Consider the following 16,354-nt stretch of genomic DNA (forward strand, 5'->3'; position numbering starts at 1 on the left):
CACCATAAATTTAAAAGACGAAGGATTTTAGCCGTCCAGATGTTTACACATCTATATTTGGCAGTTACTGTATATTCCTCAAGCGCAATTTGTTCATGCCGAAGTGAAGGACTTTCATGATCGAGATTAAACACCTGAAAACGCTCCAGGCGTTGCGGAATAGTGGTTCGCTGGCAGCCGCCGCGGCGACGTTGCATCAGACCCAATCCGCCCTTTCTCACCAGTTCAGCGATCTGGAGCAGCGCCTTGGCTTTCGACTTTTTATCCGTAAAAGCCAGCCTCTGCGCTTTACGCCGCAGGGAGAAATCCTGCTGCAGTTAGCCAATCAGGTGTTGCCGCAAATTGGTCGTGCGCTGCAGGCTTGCAACGAACCGCAGCAAACCCGGCTGCGAATCGCCATTGAATGCCACAGCTGTATCCAGTGGCTGACGCCCGCGCTGGAGAATTTTCGTGCCAACTGGCCGCAGGTGGAGATGGACTTTAAATCCGGTGTAACGTTTGATCCGCAACCGGCGCTACAGCAAGATGAGCTGGATCTGGTATTAACCTCCGACATTCTGCCGCGCAGTGGACTGCACTACTCACCGATGTTCGATTTTGAAGTCCGCCTGGTACTGGCGCCGGATCATCCGTTAGCCAGCAAAACGCAAATCACGCCGGAAGATTTGGCCAGCGAGACGCTGCTCATTTACCCAGTGCAACGGAGTCGACTGGATGTATGGCGGCATTTCCTGCAGCCTGCAGGTGTTAGTCCGTCGCTGAAGAGCGTGGATAACACCCTGCTGCTGATTCAGATGGTTGCAGCCAGAATGGGTATCGCGGCGTTACCGCACTGGGTGGTGGAGAGTTTTGAACGCCAGGGTTTAGTAGTGACTAAAACCCTGGGTGATGGGTTGTGGAGCCGACTGTACGCCGCCGTGCGTGATGGCGAGCAGCGACAGCCGGTCACAGAAGCGTTTATTCGCTCAGCGCGGAATCACGCCTGCGATCATCTGCCGTTTGTGCGGAGTGCGGAACGACCCACTTTCGATGTACCCACAGTGAAGCCACTATCACAGCCGCACCAATGATGAAGCTTGGCCAGTGAGGTTGTTGATGCCAGATAGCCAGGTTAACCAACAGCCCGGCCGGGACATGCATATTGTTCATGATGCCCAGCGTGCCCGCATCCACCTGGGTCGCGCCGTAGTTCCACATAAAGTAACCAATGCCGGACGCTGCCACGCCAAGAAAGACCAGAATTCCCCACTGTAGCGTGGTTGCAGGCATTTTCTGCGCATTGCCCAGCATGAACCAGGCCACTACCGCCACCATAAAGGCCCCCATGTAAAACCAGGCAAAGGCGTTGTGCTGCGGCATTGGCCGCGTTTCCATCAGACGTTTATAGCCCACCATACCAATAGCAAAGCTGATATTGGACAACTGTACCAGCAGCAGACCGGTCCAGAAGTGGCTGGTCACCTGATCGTAACGAATTATCCCCGCGCCAATCACCGCCAGTAACGCACTAAAGGCATAACTCCAGCGCAGACGACGTCCGCTCATCAGGTCATAAATCAGCGTGATGTAGAGCGGCGTCAGCACGGTGAAAAGCAACAGCTCTGAAACCGTCAGATACAGGTAGGCGTGAAAACTCAGCATATACATAATGCCAAGCTGCATGGCCCCCACCAGCATATACAGCGCGATCGTTTTTACGCTGTGCCCACGGGTTCGTAAAAACGGCAGGAACACCAGCGCCGCGAGTCCAACGCGCACCAGCACCGCAAAATAGCTATCGACATGACCGGCAAGGTACTCGCCAAACAGGCTGAAGGAAAATGCCCACAAAATAGTGGTAATGATGAGTAGCGCCACAATGGATGTCTCTTAGAACAGGGAACATCCATTGTAGCGGAGAGTTTAGTTGACAACTGGTCAACTAAAGAACAATCACTTTAAAAAGAGATCGCGCAGGTAGTGCGGCACGGCATCGTCGGCGTTGAGTCCGATGACTTCCAGCTCCGGATGCAGATCCTTCAGGCGCTGATGGGCATTGCCCATGATGTAGCCTTTGCCCGCCATGGAGAGCATTTCCGCGTCGTTCATCCCGTCGCCAAAAGCGATGCAGTCTTTCAGGCTGTAGCCCATCGCTTTCGCTACCGCTTCCAGCGCATGACCTTTCGACACGCCGCCCGCCATGACTTCCAGACAGGTAAGCGTAGAGAAGCTGACGTTGACGCGATCGCCCCAGCGGGCGTTAATCGCCTGCTCCAGCGGTAGCAGTCTTTCGTGAGAGTCGGTGGTGAAGAACACTTTGCTGACGCCTTCAGGCTCCAGTAATGCAGGTTCAAACAGGGAATAATTAAACACTGCTTCTTTGAAGAATCGCATTTCGTCCGGACGATGGCGATTCATAAACCATTCATCATCGCGATAAACGTTGGTCACGATGTCCGGGTTTGCATTCACTACGCCAAACAGGTCGCTGGCAATGTCGCGATCCAGGTTATGGGAAAAAACCAGATTCCCGTCAGAATCATGCACCCGCGCGCCGTTGGACGTGATCATGTAGGTTTTAATGCCGAGGTTATCGCGAATTTGCCCCACATCAACATGATGACGGCCAGTCGCAAACACGAAGTTAACGCCGCGAGCGGTCAATAACTTCAGCGTCTCTTTGGCATAAGGGGACAGAGTATGGTCGGGGGAAAGCAGCGTACCGTCTAAATCAGACGCAACAACCTGATACATAAGAAAATTCAACCTCTAGGCAAAGCGGGTTCCGCTGGATGAGTTATGCTTGTCGAAAAATTCGACAATAGCGTTAAGCGCGACTGAGCGCATGGCGTCCTTTTCAAAAAGGATCTCATGGTACGCGCCTTTTATGACAAGCGGCTGACCTCCTTCTACAGGATGGCCCGCTGCGGCGCGGAGTTCACAAAAACGATCGTGCATGCGGTTATCCACTACACGTTCTTCTTCAGCCTGAATCAGCAGCGTCGGCGTCGCATCATCCCCAGCGCCAGCCAAAACCTGTTCACCAGCCAGAATCCCTTCGCGTACCCAGTGATAGGTGGGACCGCCAACGCGCAACCGCGGCTCATCAGCATAGAAGCGTAGATTGCGCCGATAGCGCTGTCGACTATGGGTTAACGCATTCATACCGAACGGCAGCGCCCGCCAGCGCCCGGTTCCCATCGCATAGCCTTCGCGAATCCGCGGGTGCCCTTCAGCCCAGTCCAGAATGTGGCGCACCATCCAGTCGGGAAAGCGCATCACAATACCAAACATCGGTGCACAAAGCGCGATGGCATCACACTGATTCGGGTGGCGCTGCAGGAATAACGTGGCAATCGCCCCGCCCATTGAATGCGCCAGGATATAGCGTTTTCTCCACGGGCCGGGTAGCACCTCCTGCTGCCAGAAGGCGGTTAGATCGTCGACATAGTCATTAAAGTTATCGACATGACCGCGATGTGGATCCGAAAGCATTCGCCCGGAACGCCCCTGACCACGGTGATCGATAATGAGCACGTCAAAACCAGAATGAAACAGGTCATACGCCAGTTCAGCGTATTTCACATAGCTTTCAATGCGTCCAGGACAGACGACGATGACGCGATCGTTTTTTTCTGCATGAAAACGCACAAAATGTACGGGGATATCATCCACACCCGTAAATTCCGCTTCTTCCCGCTGACGCCAGAAATCTGTCAGTGGCCCCATGGAAAAAGCAGCAAACGCGTTTTCTCTTGTTTCCCAGTCCTTTTGCTGCTGAAACATCGGGTATCCAGCCTCGCTGACCAAGTAAAATCGTTTTTTTCGCCGTCGCTGATACAACCTAACGGCAGTAGCGTATTGTGGCATAAAAATAGACAATCCGGGAGTTTCTCATGACCTTTGAATGGTGGTTCGCCTACCTGCTGACCTCTATTATTTTGAGCTTGTCTCCAGGCTCTGGCGCAATCAACACTATGACCACTGCCATCAGCCATGGTTATCGCGGTGCCAGCGCGTCGATTGCAGGTTTACAGACAGGGCTGGGCATTCATATCGTTTTGGTAGGCGTGGGGCTAGGAACGCTATTTTCACGTTCGGTGATCGCGTTTGAGGTGCTGAAGTGGGCGGGAGCGGCCTATCTGATTTGGCTGGGTATTCAACAATGGCGGGCTGCGGGCGCTATCGATCTGAACACCATAGCGAATACACAATCACGCAGCCGCCTGTTCAAACGCGCGGTCTTTGTGAATCTGACCAACCCCAAGAGCATTGTTTTTCTTGCCGCCCTGTTCCCGCAGTTTATCCTGCCGCAGGAACCGCAACTGATGCAGTACGTGGTGCTTGGCGTTACGACCATCGTGGTCGATATCATTGTGATGATCGGTTACGCAACGCTGGCCACGCGCATTGCTGGCTGGATTAAAGGGCCAAAGCAAATGAAGGCGCTGAACAAAGTGTTCGGCTCGCTGTTTATGCTGATAGGCGCCCTGCTGGCATCGGCAAGGCATGCTTAAAAGCAGATAAAAATACTGGGCCCACCCAATACCGAGTGGGCCAATCACTTAGCGCGAAATAATCAGATGGATGCCGAAACCCGCGAACAGCGCGCCAGCAAAACCATCAATCCACTTCGCCAGACGCTGATAGCCACGACGCATCTTCGGTAGCGCAAACAGGCTGGCGACCACGGTAAACCACGCCAGCGTTTCCACGATAATCAGAGCAAAAATCCCCCAACGCGCGCCCGTTCCGACGTTGTCGCCAACGAACAATGAGAAGACGGAGCCAAAATAGATAATGGCTTTAGGGTTCGCCAGATTGGTCAGCAGACCTTTCAAGAAGCTGCGTCCGCTCTGCGCCAGCTCCACCTGTGGTGTCGGGGTCGCAACATCCTGTTTTTTAAACGCGCCGCGCAGCATCTGGTAGCCCATCCAGCACAGATACAGACCCCCGCCGACCATAATAATGGTGTGCAGCCAGGCCATTTTTTCGATAATCAGATGCAGGCCGAGCAGTGCCACGCCAGCCCAGACCATGACGCCACAGGTAATACCCAGCACGCCCATCATCGCTTCTTTGCGCGAACGGCTAACCGCAGTTTGAGAAACAAAAAAGAAATCGGGACCGGGGCTCATCAGCGCAACGATATGCACCAACGCAACGGTGAAAAATAGCGTTAACATAAAAATGACTCGCGGGGGAATAGTTCAGTGAGTCACCATCCTGGCACTTTTTTGCCCGGCTGACTACTCTTCGTCGTCACCATCAACATGTGCGCGAATAAGCGCCATAAACTCTTTGCCAAAACGCTCAAGTTTACGCATTCCCACGCCGTTGACGCTCAGCATTTCACTCGGTGAAACCGGCATTTGTTCGGCCATTTCAATCAACGTAGCGTCGTTGAACACCACGTACGGCGGGATGTTCTCTTCATCGGCAATGGCTTTACGCAGCTTACGCAATTTGGCGAACAGTTTGCGGTCATAGTTGCCGCCGAAGGATTTCTGCATCGCGCGCGGTTTCAGCGCCACAATACGCGGTACGGCAAGCTGTAGTGGAACGTCACCGCGTAGCACCGGACGCGCGGCTTCGGTTAACTGTAACGCGGAGTGATGAGCAATATTCTGCGTCACCAGGCCCAGGTGAATAAGCTGGCGAATAACGCTCACCCAGTGTTCGTGGCTTTGCTCGCGACCAATGCCATAGACCGGCAGTTTGTCATGGGCCAGTTCGCGAATACGCTGGTTATTCGCTCCGCGCAGCACTTCCACGACGTACCCCATGCCAAAGCGTTGGTTAACACGGTAAATCGTCGACAGCGCTTTACGCGCATCCATGAGTCCGTCGTACTGTTTTGGCGGGTCAAGACAGATATCGCAGTTACCACACGGCTCCTGACGCCCTTCGCCAAAATAATTCAGTAGCACCAGGCGACGACAGGTTTGCGCCTCGGCAAATGCCCCCATCGCATTGAGCTTATGCCGTTCGATATCCAGCAACTGTCCGGCGGGTTTCTCTTCGAGGCAACGGCGTAGCCATGCCATATCAGCCGGATCGTAAAACAGCATCGCTTCCGCCGGTAGGCCATCACGCCCGGCGCGGCCGGTTTCCTGGTAATAGGATTCGATATTGCGCGGAATGTCGAAATGCACCACGAAGCGTACGTTAGGTTTGTTGATCCCCATACCGAACGCCACGGTCGCCACCACGATTTGCAGGTCGTCGCGCTGGAATTTCTCCTGCACCTCGGCGCGTACGGCATTTTCTAGCCCGGCATGATAAGCCCCGGCGCTGATGCCACGGCTTTGCAGACGCGCGGCGGTGTCCTCGACTTTAGCGCGACTGTTACAGTAGATAATGCCAGACTTACCGCGCTGCTCTTGCACGTAGCGCATCAGCTGATCGAGCGGCTTAAACTTCTCCATCAACATGTAGCGAATGTTCGGGCGGTCAAAGCTGCTGATCTGAATTAACGGGTCGTTGAGTCCCAGCAGACGCACAATGTCCAGCCGGGTTGTCTCATCCGCGGTCGCGGTCAGCGCCACAAACGGCAGGGTTGGGAAACGTTGGCGCAACTGGCCCAGCGCCGCGTATTCGGGGCGGAAATCATGCCCCCACTGCGAAATACAGTGCGCTTCATCAACCGCCAGCAGCACCGGATTCCAGTGCGCCAGATGCTCAAGGAAGTTATCCAGCATCAGGCGTTCGGGCGCAATGTACAGTAAGCGAATCTGTCCTGTACGACAGCCTGCCATCACCTCAAGCTGCTGCTCACGACTTTGAGTAGAGTTAAGGCACGCCGCCGCCACGCCGTTGGCCAGCAGTTGATCGACCTGATCCTTCATCAAGGAAATCAGCGGAGAAACAACAACGGTGAGTCCGTTTAGCAATAATGCGGGAATTTGATAGCACAGGGATTTACCGCCGCCGGTCGGCATAACGACCAGGCAGTCGCGACCAGAGAGCACGGTATCAATGATTTCTTCCTGACCAGGGCGAAACTGTTGGTAGCCAAAGGTTTCTTGCAAAACCTGTTTAGCGCCCATTTCCAGATTCAACACTTCCGCCTGCGCCACATTAACCCCATTAGCCTGAAATAAAAACAGGCGCTATTTTCAGCGCCTGAGAGAGAAACTGCAATGATTAAAATACTCTCAATACTTATCAGAAGATATCGTTGAGCATCACGCCCACACCAACACGGGTCTGATTGAAGTTATAGTCAATCAGCGATTCGCCGTAACCGCTGTAAACCTGGGTGTAAAGACGCACATGCTTCGTAATAGGGTAACTGACACCCAACTCAGCGCCGCCGTAACCGGTATTCCAGTTGTACTGACCTTTCGCACTTAAGACGGCGTCACCGAGGTGATAACCCAGTTTGAGCTGATAGTAGCCCATATATTTTGTGATATCAGGGTTATCGTCAGTGCTACCGATGACGTACCACGGCTTAACTTCCACCAGCCAGTTACCGTTTTCAGCCATCAGACGAGTATAAAGACGGTTCCAGCTACGTGAAGTGGGATCGGAGCGGCCGTTGGAATCATGGTTATAGCCCATTTCGACATCACGAAGCGTCCAACCGGCAAAGCGGTAGTCGGTGGCGAAACCGAGGAACAATTGCGGTTCGTAGTTGGTTTCGCGAAACGGTGAAGACTCTTCACTGTTAGAAAGCTGCCACCAGGATTTCTGGGTATAGGAGCCGCCGAGCACCGAATTTGGGCCTAATATCCCGCGCCAGAGCGGAAACGCCAGGCTTAGCTGAAACTTAACCTCATCTTTGCGCGCATTTTCGGACCAGCTATAGCTGCTGATCGCTTCTTTGTTCATGTCGCTGGTATTGGTGTAGATAAGATAGTTGGTGTCATAAGGATAAAGCGTGAAAGGATTGTCATGCTCCTGCAGCATGTTGGCGATAATACTGCCGCGAACCGCCGGTGCATCATGAATCTCTTTCACTGTCGCTTCCTGCGCATACGCGGTCAACGGCAGCATGACTGCTGGTAGTAACCATCCCAGAATCGCCCGCATCGGTACTGTTCTCCTGAACCAAAATATTGATGAATTGTATAATTATCTGGCAAGTATTCTACATACTTAGCGAGTTCCTCGTTAGTTATCCCGTCCTAAAGTAGAAAACAACAAATAATAAGCATAATATCAACATTTCATTAACCATTAGGATGTAGGGATCATATGTCTGCCGTACTTACTGCTGAGGAAGCGCTGAAGTTAGTGGGTGAAATGTTCGTCTATCATATGCCGTTTAACCGGGCACTGGGACTGGAGCTTGAACGCTATGAGAAAGAATTCGCTCAATTAGCCTTTAATAACCAACCGATGATGGTCGGCAACTGGGCGCAAAGCATTTTGCATGGCGGCGTGATCGCCTCGGCGCTGGACGTCGCCGCCGGACTGGTGTGCGTTGGCAGTACGCTAACCCGCCATGAGACAATCAGTGAGGACGAACTGCGTCAGCGGATGTCACGCATGGGAACCATCGATTTGCGCGTTGATTACCTGCGTCCAGGGAGAGGGAATCGCTTTACCGCCACCAGCAGCCTGCTGCGGGCGGGTAATAAAGTCGCCGTGGCACGCGTGGAACTGCATAACGAAGAACAGCTTTATATTGCCAGCGCAACCGCCACTTATATGGTGGGGTAAGCGGCCAAAAAAAGGTAAACTGCTGTTACATTTCTGCAATGAGTTTTCCCGATGGATGCTAAACAAACGCGGCAGGGCGTGTTACTCGCTCTTGCTGCTTATTTTATTTGGGGTATCGCACCTGCCTACTTCAAGCTGATTTACTATGTCCCGGCGGATGAGATCCTGACGCACCGCGTCATCTGGTTATTTTTCTTCATGGTGGTGCTGATGAGCATCAGCCGCCAATGGTCGGGTGTCAAAACGCTGCTCCAAACGCCAAAGAAGATCTTCCTGCTGGCGCTCTCGGCGGTGCTCATCGGCGGAAACTGGCTGCTGTTCATTTGGGCAGTCAATAATCACCATATGCTGGAAGCCAGCCTCGGCTATTTTATTAACCCGCTGGTGAATATTGTGCTGGGAATGCTATTCCTCGGCGAACGCTTTCGCCGCATGCAGTGGCTGGCGGTACTGTTAGCCGCCTGCGGCGTGCTGGTACAGCTGTGGACCTTCGGATCGCTGCCAATCATCGCGCTGGGACTGGCGTTCAGCTTTGCGTTCTATGGCCTGGTGCGCAAGAAGATTGCGGTCGAAGCACAAACCGGCATGCTGATCGAAACCCTGTGGCTTTTACCCGTTGCAGCCATCTATCTGTTTGGCATTGCCGACAGCCCAACCAGCCATATGGGGCAAAACCCGATGTCGCTCAATCTGCTGCTGATTGCTGCGGGTGTCGTGACCACCATACCGCTGCTGTGCTTTACCGGCGCGGCAACCCGCCTGCGTCTGTCGACGCTGGGTTTTTTCCAGTACATTGGCCCTACGCTGATGTTCCTGCTGGCGGTAACGTTCTACGGTGAAGTACCGGGTGCGGACAAGATGGTCACTTTCGCGTTTATCTGGGTCGCGCTGGCGATTTTCGTAATGGATGCGATTTATACGCAACGACGGGTTCGTCGGAGCTAGGGGATTGCCGGATGGTGCTTCGCTTATCCGGCCTACAAAAGCACATCACCGTAGGCCGGATAAGTCACCGCCATTACAGCCAGTTCTTGCGCTTAAAGTACAGATACGGCGCCAGACCGGCGAGCATCATAAAGACAATCGCCCCAGGATAACCAAAGCTCCAGTGCAGTTCCGGCATGAACTCAAAGTTCATCCCATAGCTGGACGCCACCAGCGTCGGGGGCAGGAACACCACAGAAACCACCGAGAAGATCTTGATGATGCGGTTCTGCTCGATGTTGATAAAACCCATCGCCGCCTGCATCAGGAAGTTAACCTTCTGGAACAGCGATTCATTGTGCGGCAGCAGAGATTCGATATCGCGCAGGATCTCACGCGCCTGCTCCAGCTGACTGCCCGGCAACCGCGCTTTACGCACTAGGAAGTTCAGTGCGCGTTGGGTATCCATCAGACACAAGCGTACCTTCCAGCCGATATCTTCCAGTTCCGCCAGCGTCGACAGCGCTTCGTCATATTCATCGCCCTGACGCCCTTCCATGATCACACGGCTGAGTTTTTCCAGGTCGCTGTAGATGTTTTCGATCTCATCCGCCAGCTGTTCAATTTTGGTTTCGAACAGGTCGAGCAACAGCTCGTAGGCATTGCCATCCACCATAGCCTGGTTGCGCGCACGCATGCGGTACAGGCGAAAGGCCGGCAATTCGCGCTCGCGCAGGGTAAACAGACGGCCTTCGCGAATAGTAAATGCGACGGTTGAGTTACCCGCGTGATCGTCGGCGTCTTCATAAAAGAAGAAGGAGTGAATGTGCAGACCGTCTTCGTCTTCAAAAAAACGCGCGGATGCTTCGATGTCTTCCAGTTCAGGGCGCGTAGCCAGATTCTGGCCCAAGTCCTTTTGCACACGGTTTCGTTCTTCGTCATCCGGCTCGACTAAATCGACCCAAACCGAACTGGCAAGGTGCTCGATCTCGTCTGCTTCAAGGCGAGTTAAACGATTGTTTTCCAGTTGAAATGCGCTCAGCATGACCGGGACTCCCAATGCAAAAAATTATCGGACAGTTCGGAGGGCACACAGAAACAAATTGGGTTTCAGACCATTAAACAGCCTGACTCAGCGCGACGGGAAAAACAGAAGGTCGCTGACAACCGCGAAGGCTATCAGCAAAAAGGGATAGCCTTAGGAGTTGATCCTGGATGACAGGATAATGAGCCAGTATCTACTGGGTGTGTCCAAGGCGAATGTCCTCTTAGCGTAATCGTGCGCGCATGTTACGCCAGCAAAATTTTGACGTCAACACGCAACGAAACGCTAGCCTGGATAAATTACCTGCTCATCAGTAAGGCTAGCAGATCGTTACAAAATAATGATATTTTTCTGAAAGTTATACCGTTTCCAGTCGGGCATAGGCCGCCACCAGCCATTTGATCCCCTGCCCCTGGAACGCGACCTGCAAACGACTGTGCTCGCCGCTGCCTTCCAGATTGACAATGGTGCCCTCGCCAAACTTGGCATGGCGTACGCGCTGGCCAAGCTTATAGCCGGTATCGTTTTCCGCCATTGGCGTGCCCATTCGCTGATGGCTTACCGGGCGGCTGACCGTGGCGCGCAGACGTACCTCTTCAACACACGCTTCCGGTAGTTCACCAATAAAGCGCGACGGGCGATGGTAAACCTCTTTGCCGTACAGACGACGCGTTTCGGCGTAGGTCAGCGTCAGCTTTTGCATCGCGCGGGTCACGCCGACGTAGGCCAGGCGGCGTTCCTCTTCGAGACGTCCGCCTTCGTCCAGCGACATCTGGCTGGGGAACATGCCTTCTTCCATGCCGACGATAAACACCTGCGGGAACTCCAGACCTTTCGCCGAGTGCAGGGTCATCAGCTGAACCGCATCCTGCCAGGTATCCGCCTGCCCTTCGCCCGCCTCCAGCGCGGCGTGAGACAGGAACGCCTGCAGCGGCATTAAGTCTTCATCTTCCTCGTTGTAGCTGAACTGGCGCGTTGCCGTCACCAGTTCGTCTAAGTTTTCGATACGCGTCTGGCCCTTCTCGCCTTTTTCCTGCTCGTACATCATGCGCAGGCCGGAGTCTTTAATCACCCGGTCAGTTTGCACGTGCAACGGCATATCGGCGGTCTCCTGGGCCAGGGCGTCAATCAGCTCCATAAAACGCTGTAAGGCGCTGGCAGCGCGCCCCGCGAGGGCTTTTTCCTGCAACAGCTCACGACAAGCCTGCCACAACGTTAGCTGGCGGTCACGGGAGGTCTGACGCACCACATCTAAAGTACGATCGCCAATCCCGCGGGTCGGTGTATTCACCACGCGCTCAAATGCGGCGTCGTCATTGCGATTAGCGATCAGGCGCAGGTAAGAGAGCGCATCTTTGATTTCCTGGCGTTCGAAGAAGCGCATCCCGCCATAAATCCGATACGGCATGCTGGCCTGTAACAACGCCTCTTCCAGTACGCGCGACTGGGCGTTGCTGCGATAAAGAATAGCGCATTGCTCCAGCGCACCGCCGTTGTCCTGCCAGGTCTTGATGCGGTTAACGACAAAGCGCGCTTCATCGAGCTCGTTGAACGCGCAGTACAGCGAGATCGGTTCACCGTCGACGCCGTCGGTCCACAGCTTTTTACCCAGACGTCCGTTGTTGTTCTCAATCAGGGCGTTAGCTGCGCTGAGGATATTGTTGGTCGAGCGGTAATTCTGCTCCAGGCGAATAGTTTCTGCGCCCGGGAAATCGGTGAGGAAGCGCTGGATGTTTTCCACCTGTGCCCCGCGCCAGCCGTAGATCGACTGGTCGTCATCACCCACGATCATCACTTTACCGGTATCGCCCGCCAGCAGGCGGATCCAGGCGTATTGAATGTTGTTGGTATCCTGAAATTCGTCCACCAGGATATTGGTAAAGCGTTCGCGATAGTGCTGCAGGATATGCGGCTTGTTGAGCCACAGTTCATGGGCGCGCAGCAACAGCTCGGCGAAATCAACCAACCCGGCGCGGTCACACGCTTCCTGGTAAGCCTGATACACTTTCTGCCAGGTTTGCTCAACCGGGTTGCCATAGCTCTGTAGATGGTGCGGGCGCAGCCCTTCGTCTTTCTGACTATTAATAAACCACATCGCCTGACGCGGCGGCCACTGCTTCTCATCCAGGTTCATCGCCTTGATCAGGCGCTTGAGCAGACGCAGTTGGTCTTCGCTGTCGAGGATCTGGAAATCCTGCGGCAGGTTGGCATCCATATGGTGCGCGCGCAGCAGACGGTGCGCCAGACCGTGGAACGTCCCCACCCACATACCACCCTGGCTGGTTCCCATGATCTGACCAATACGGTGGCGCATTTCCGCCGCCGCTTTGTTGGTAAAGGTTACCGCCATAATCGAATACGGCGAGTTGTTCTCTACCGTCAGTAACCAGGCGATACGGTGTACCAGCACGCGCGTTTTACCACTCCCCGCGCCTGCCAGAACCAACATGTTGCTGCGTGGCGCGGCCACAGCCTGGCGCTGTTCGTCATTGAGGCTATCGAGCAGGTAAGAAACGTCCATTGGCACCGCCGGAATCAACAGGGCCCAGCCGGACCCCTGGGAATTTATACAGAGTTGTTGGTGATTATATCAGCGAGGTCAGAGATGCCAACTGTGAAATTTCGATATGCGGCAGCAAACGACTGTCTGCAGTGTGCATCAGGTCGGCATTTTCTGGTTTGATCCAGCAGGCCTGCATACCACAACGGATGGCGCCCGCGACGTCTGTCGTCAGGTCATCACCCACATGCAGGATCTCACCTACAGGCATTTTCAGTTTTTCCGCCGCCAGCGTGTACATGTCGCTGAACGGTTTTGATCGTCCGTCGGGACCGGCGCGCAGCACAAACTCAAAGTAATCACCCAGGCCAAACAGTTCCGGCTGCGCGTTACCGTTGGTGATCGCCACCAGCGGCCATTTGCGAGCCAGCGCTTTCAGCGTGTCATGCGTCGTCTGTGGGACTTCAATGCGGCTACGCCATTTGGCAAAATTCATCATCGCCGCATTCGCCCCCATTCTGGCTTCTGCCGCTGACAAACCCGCCTCCAGCATAGCGCGTTCTACGGCCCGGTGACGCCATTGGGTAACATCGTGATAGATTTCCGGCTCGGCGTCGCGAACGGCCTGACGCAAGCGCTGTAGGTCGCTATTTTGCAGCGAATTCAACGCCGGATGATAATTTTGTACAAACGCGAGCGCTTCCTGCTCGGTGCGTGTGATAACGGGACGGTTATCGTAAAGGGTGTCATCAAGGTCAAAGGTGAGCGCAGAAATGCGCCCCAAAGGCCGGTAAAAACGCATTATTTCCCCCGTTTGGCGCGCGGATGCGCCGCATCGTACACTGAAGCCAGGTGTTGAAAATCAAGATGGGTATAGATTTGAGTTGTGGAGAGATTGGCATGACCCAATAACTCCTGCACTCCGCGCAGATCGCCGCTCGACTCCAGCATATGCGTCGCAAAGGAGTGGCGTAATTTGTGGGGATGTACGTGGCTGTTCAGCCCCTGCTTGATACCCCATTCAGCAAAGCGTTTCTGCACGTTACGCGCCGAGATGCGTTTGCCCAGTTTTGACAGAAATAGCGCATCGTCATCGCAGCCAAAGAGTCCGCGTAGATCCAGCCAGTGCTCAATCCACGCCACCGCATTGCGGCCAATCGGCAGGCGACGCTCTTTACTGCCCTTACCCATCACCCACACTTCGCCGGTGTCGAGATCGAGATGTTTAATATCCAGCCCAACCAGTTCAGATAAACGCAGACCCGCGCCGTACATCACTTCCAGCATCGCTCTATCACGCACGGCAAGGGGGTCGTTGAGATCGATATCCAGAAGACGATTAACGTCGTCGACATCGATATTTTTAGGCAGATGACGCGGTGCTTTCGGCGCGGAAACGCTTTTTGCCGGATTGGCTTTCAGTTCGCCCTGATTAACCAGCCAGTCGAAGAAACTGCGTAACGCGGAGAGACGCAGTGCCAGACTCGCCGGCCCCAGTCCTTTACGACGGCTGCGAACAGCAAAACTGCGGACCATGAGCGCATCACATTGTTGCCAGCTTTGCAGACCGGTCTCTCCGGCTAACGCAATGATGGCATCAAGCTGACGCTGATAATTAAGCAAGGTGATCGGGCTAAGCTGACGCTCAACGCCCAGATAGCGCAAAAAGCGCGCCACATCCTGAGAAAGGGGTGAATCGGTCATACGCGTTCAATCCAGCGCTCCAGCAGCTCCGGCAACATCAGCGAGATTTCCTGCAGCAATTGCGTGCCTTGCCCCTGCTGGTAATGATTAACATCACGACTGCTAAACAGCATCACGCCAAGGGATCCATCCTGCCCGAGCATCGACATCGCGACTGAGCCGATGGCTTTCGCCTCCGGCATCATGACCAGCAATTCAGGACCATTGAGCGGCCCAAGATAGTGCTGCGACTGGCCCAAACGCTGGATACGCAACGGTTCAAAAGCCTGACGGCTTAATGCCAGATGGGTGAATTTTGAGGGCGCGCCTAGTCGCCAGCGATCCGGGAACAGACGAACCGTCGCTCCTGCCAGCCCTAACTCACGCGCCCAGCGATGAAATCGCATCAGCATATCGTCAAGGCTGCTGGCCGCCACCAGACGTCCTTGCAGATTTAACAGACGATAGAACAGGCTTTCATTGGCGTTGGCTTGTTCCATCAACAACGCCATGTTCTCTTCCAGCACGTTAATATGATTACGCGCCCGCGCCATATGCCATTCCACTAAAGAGACCGTGCCCCGCACTGGGTGCGGAACTCGCATCGCTTCAACGGCCTGGGCATTACGGATAAAAAACTCAGGATTACGTTGCAGATAATCGACGACCGCCCGATCGTCGAGCTCCATGAGCGTTTCCTGTAGTTCTTCCCCTGGTTGCTTCATAAGTGAATAAATCCGTCGTAGACATGTGCCGCCGGGCCAGTCATATACAGCGGATGACCCGGACCTTTCCAGGCGATATCAAGTCGACCGCCCGGTAATTCCACCCTCACTTCTTCTGCCAGCAGCCCCTGCTGGATACCGACTGCAACGGCGGCGCATGCACCGCTGCCGCAGGCCTGCGTTTCACCCGCGCCGCGCTCATAGACGCGCAGTCGGATATGCTCGCGTTTTACCACCTGCATAAATCCGATGTTGGCGCGTTCAGGGAAGCGTTCATGGCTTTCCAGAACCGGTCCCAGTGTTTCTACCGTGGCCGTATCAACATCATCAACCTGAATCACGCAGTGCGGGTTCCCCATTGAAACCACGCCGCACAATACTGTCTGTTCGGCCGCGCGCATAATATAGGTCTTCTCTGCTTTGTTAGCGCGAAAAGGCACCTGCGAGGGTTCAAAATTGGGTTCGCCCATATTCACCCGCACCAGCTCGTCGTCGGTTACGGTTAATACCATACGACCATTCGCGGTACTGACGCGAATATCGCGCTTATTGGTCAGCCCTTTCAGGCGAACAAAACGAGCAAAACAGCGGGCGCCATTGCCGCACTGTGACACTTCACTGCCGTCGGCATTAAAAATACGGTAGTGGAAATCCAGCTCCGGATCATACGGAGGTTCAACCACCAGCAGTTGATCAAATCCAACGCCGAGATGTCTGTCGGCCAGGCGGCGGATCAGCTCTGGTGAGAAAAAGACATTCTGCGTTACCGCGTCGACGACCATAAAATCGTTGCCAAGGCCATGCATTTTAGAGAATTGCATCATTCAC

At 54.3% G+C, this 16,354-nt stretch carries 17 protein-coding genes; 4 read left to right on the forward strand and 13 right to left on the reverse strand.

Annotated features, from left to right (window positions below; translation table 11 throughout):
• The first annotated feature begins 116 nt into the window (after positions 1–116).
• Positions 117–1,070: an HTH-type transcriptional regulator MetR gene (gene metR, locus OGV74_RS03755; RefSeq protein ID WP_003017908.1), complete on the forward strand. Its 954-nt coding sequence runs from the start codon at positions 117–119 to the stop codon at positions 1,068–1,070.
• On the opposite strand, the gene OGV74_RS03760 is transcribed toward metR, so the two are convergent.
• The 3 genes from OGV74_RS03760 to pldB form a co-directional block, all read right to left on the reverse strand.
• On the reverse strand, positions 958–1,857 hold the full coding sequence (locus OGV74_RS03760) for a carboxylate/amino acid/amine transporter (protein ID WP_003017909.1): 900 nt from the start codon (positions 1,855–1,857) through the stop codon (positions 958–960). The genes metR and OGV74_RS03760 overlap by 113 nt on opposite strands.
• A 75-nt stretch (positions 1,858–1,932) precedes the next feature.
• The gene (yigL, locus tag OGV74_RS03765) at positions 1,933–2,733 is read right to left on the reverse strand and encodes a sugar/pyridoxal phosphate phosphatase YigL (RefSeq protein ID WP_086504712.1); all 801 of its coding nucleotides are present in this window, start codon (positions 2,731–2,733) and stop codon (positions 1,933–1,935) included.
• 15 nt (positions 2,734–2,748) lie between these two features.
• On the reverse strand, positions 2,749–3,765 hold the full coding sequence (pldB, locus tag OGV74_RS03770) for a lysophospholipase L2 (protein ID WP_003017911.1): 1,017 nt from the start codon (positions 3,763–3,765) through the stop codon (positions 2,749–2,751).
• A 110-nt stretch (positions 3,766–3,875) separates the two neighbouring features.
• On the opposite strand from pldB, the gene rhtB reads away from it, so the two are divergent.
• A complete protein-coding gene (rhtB, locus tag OGV74_RS03775) occupies positions 3,876–4,496 on the forward strand; it encodes a homoserine/homoserine lactone efflux protein (RefSeq protein WP_003017913.1) in 621 nt (206 codons plus the stop codon).
• A gap of 48 nt (positions 4,497–4,544) precedes the next feature.
• Here rhtB and rhtC read toward each other — a convergent pair whose 3' ends face one another.
• The 3 genes from rhtC to pldA all read right to left on the reverse strand — a co-directional run bounded on the left by rhtC (position 4,545) and on the right by pldA (position 8,016).
• Positions 4,545–5,165, reverse strand: a complete 621-nt coding sequence (rhtC, locus tag OGV74_RS03780; RefSeq protein WP_016155134.1) for a threonine export protein RhtC — start codon at positions 5,163–5,165, stop codon at positions 4,545–4,547.
• 63 nt (positions 5,166–5,228) lie between these two features.
• A complete protein-coding gene (recQ, locus tag OGV74_RS03785) occupies positions 5,229–7,058 on the reverse strand; it encodes an ATP-dependent DNA helicase RecQ (RefSeq protein WP_003017915.1) in 1,830 nt (609 codons plus the stop codon).
• Positions 7,059–7,146: 88 nt separating this feature from the next.
• Positions 7,147–8,016, reverse strand: coding sequence for a phospholipase A (gene pldA, locus OGV74_RS03790; protein ID WP_003017916.1), 870 nt, complete (start codon positions 8,014–8,016; stop codon positions 7,147–7,149).
• A 165-nt stretch (positions 8,017–8,181) separates the two neighbouring features.
• Between pldA and yigI the strand changes: the two genes are divergently transcribed.
• Complete coding sequence (gene yigI / locus OGV74_RS03795; RefSeq protein WP_003017917.1) at positions 8,182–8,649, forward strand: acyl-CoA thioesterase YigI; 468 nt, start codon at positions 8,182–8,184, stop codon at positions 8,647–8,649.
• A gap of 51 nt (positions 8,650–8,700) precedes the next feature.
• Positions 8,701–9,594 carry an EamA family transporter RarD gene (gene rarD / locus OGV74_RS03800; protein WP_286520345.1) on the forward strand — a complete coding sequence of 298 codons (894 nt, stop codon included), beginning with the start codon at positions 8,701–8,703 and terminating at the stop codon, positions 9,592–9,594.
• A gap of 73 nt (positions 9,595–9,667) precedes the next feature.
• On the opposite strand, the gene corA is transcribed toward rarD, so the two are convergent.
• The 7 genes from corA to dapF all read right to left on the reverse strand — a co-directional run bounded on the left by corA (position 9,668) and on the right by dapF (position 16,347).
• A complete protein-coding gene (gene corA / locus OGV74_RS03805; protein ID WP_003017920.1) occupies positions 9,668–10,618 on the reverse strand; it encodes a magnesium/cobalt transporter CorA in 951 nt (316 codons plus the stop codon).
• A gap of 153 nt (positions 10,619–10,771) precedes the next feature.
• The gene (gene ysgD, locus OGV74_RS03810; RefSeq protein ID WP_212723238.1) at positions 10,772–10,828 is read right to left on the reverse strand and encodes a YsgD/CorL family protein; all 57 of its coding nucleotides are present in this window, start codon (positions 10,826–10,828) and stop codon (positions 10,772–10,774) included.
• Positions 10,829–10,976: 148 nt separating this feature from the next.
• Positions 10,977–13,139: a DNA helicase II gene (uvrD, locus tag OGV74_RS03815; RefSeq protein WP_003017922.1), complete on the reverse strand. Its 2,163-nt coding sequence runs from the start codon at positions 13,137–13,139 to the stop codon at positions 10,977–10,979.
• A 64-nt stretch (positions 13,140–13,203) separates the two neighbouring features.
• On the reverse strand, positions 13,204–13,920 hold the full coding sequence (gene yigB / locus OGV74_RS03820) for a 5-amino-6-(5-phospho-D-ribitylamino)uracil phosphatase YigB (RefSeq protein WP_003017925.1): 717 nt from the start codon (positions 13,918–13,920) through the stop codon (positions 13,204–13,206).
• The gene (gene xerC / locus OGV74_RS03825) at positions 13,920–14,822 is read right to left on the reverse strand and encodes a tyrosine recombinase XerC (RefSeq protein WP_003841210.1); all 903 of its coding nucleotides are present in this window, start codon (positions 14,820–14,822) and stop codon (positions 13,920–13,922) included. The genes yigB and xerC overlap by 1 nt, the downstream gene beginning before the upstream one ends.
• A complete protein-coding gene (locus OGV74_RS03830; RefSeq protein ID WP_003841208.1) occupies positions 14,819–15,526 on the reverse strand; it encodes a DUF484 domain-containing protein in 708 nt (235 codons plus the stop codon). The genes xerC and OGV74_RS03830 overlap by 4 nt, the downstream gene beginning before the upstream one ends.
• A complete protein-coding gene (gene dapF, locus OGV74_RS03835) occupies positions 15,523–16,347 on the reverse strand; it encodes a diaminopimelate epimerase (RefSeq protein WP_003017933.1) in 825 nt (274 codons plus the stop codon). The genes OGV74_RS03830 and dapF overlap by 4 nt, the downstream gene beginning before the upstream one ends.
• Positions 16,348–16,354: the final 7 nt, after the last annotated feature.

It is taken from the genome of Citrobacter sp. Cf116, from assembly GCF_030336505.1.
Classification (GTDB): Bacteria; Pseudomonadota; Gammaproteobacteria; order Enterobacterales; family Enterobacteriaceae; genus Citrobacter; species Citrobacter freundii.

Excerpts from the sequence above, each read along its gene's own strand:
- dapF (WP_003017933.1), bottom strand. The coding sequence starts at position 16,347 with ATGCAATTCTCTAAAATGCATGGCCTTGGCAACGATTTTATGGTCGTC.
- corA (WP_003017920.1), bottom strand. The coding sequence starts at position 10,618 with ATGCTGAGCGCATTTCAACTGGAAAACAATCGTTTAACTCGCCTTGAA.
- rhtB (WP_003017913.1), top strand. The coding sequence starts at position 3,876 with ATGACCTTTGAATGGTGGTTCGCCTACCTGCTGACCTCTATTATTTTG.
- OGV74_RS03830 (WP_003841208.1), bottom strand. The coding sequence starts at position 15,526 with ATGAAGCAACCAGGGGAAGAACTACAGGAAACGCTCATGGAGCTCGAC.
- xerC (WP_003841210.1), bottom strand. The coding sequence starts at position 14,822 with ATGACCGATTCACCCCTTTCTCAGGATGTGGCGCGCTTTTTGCGCTAT.
- rhtC (WP_016155134.1), bottom strand. The coding sequence starts at position 5,165 with ATGTTAACGCTATTTTTCACCGTTGCGTTGGTGCATATCGTTGCGCTG.
- pldB (WP_003017911.1), bottom strand. The coding sequence starts at position 3,765 with ATGTTTCAGCAGCAAAAGGACTGGGAAACAAGAGAAAACGCGTTTGCT.
- yigB (WP_003017925.1), bottom strand. The coding sequence starts at position 13,920 with ATGCGTTTTTACCGGCCTTTGGGGCGCATTTCTGCGCTCACCTTTGAC.
- metR (WP_003017908.1), top strand. The coding sequence starts at position 117 with ATGATCGAGATTAAACACCTGAAAACGCTCCAGGCGTTGCGGAATAGT.
- pldA (WP_003017916.1), bottom strand. The coding sequence starts at position 8,016 with ATGCGGGCGATTCTGGGATGGTTACTACCAGCAGTCATGCTGCCGTTG.
- rarD (WP_286520345.1), top strand. The coding sequence starts at position 8,701 with ATGGATGCTAAACAAACGCGGCAGGGCGTGTTACTCGCTCTTGCTGCT.
- yigI (WP_003017917.1), top strand. The coding sequence starts at position 8,182 with ATGTCTGCCGTACTTACTGCTGAGGAAGCGCTGAAGTTAGTGGGTGAA.
- yigL (WP_086504712.1), bottom strand. The coding sequence starts at position 2,733 with ATGTATCAGGTTGTTGCGTCTGATTTAGACGGTACGCTGCTTTCCCCC.
- uvrD (WP_003017922.1), bottom strand. The coding sequence starts at position 13,139 with ATGGACGTTTCTTACCTGCTCGATAGCCTCAATGACGAACAGCGCCAG.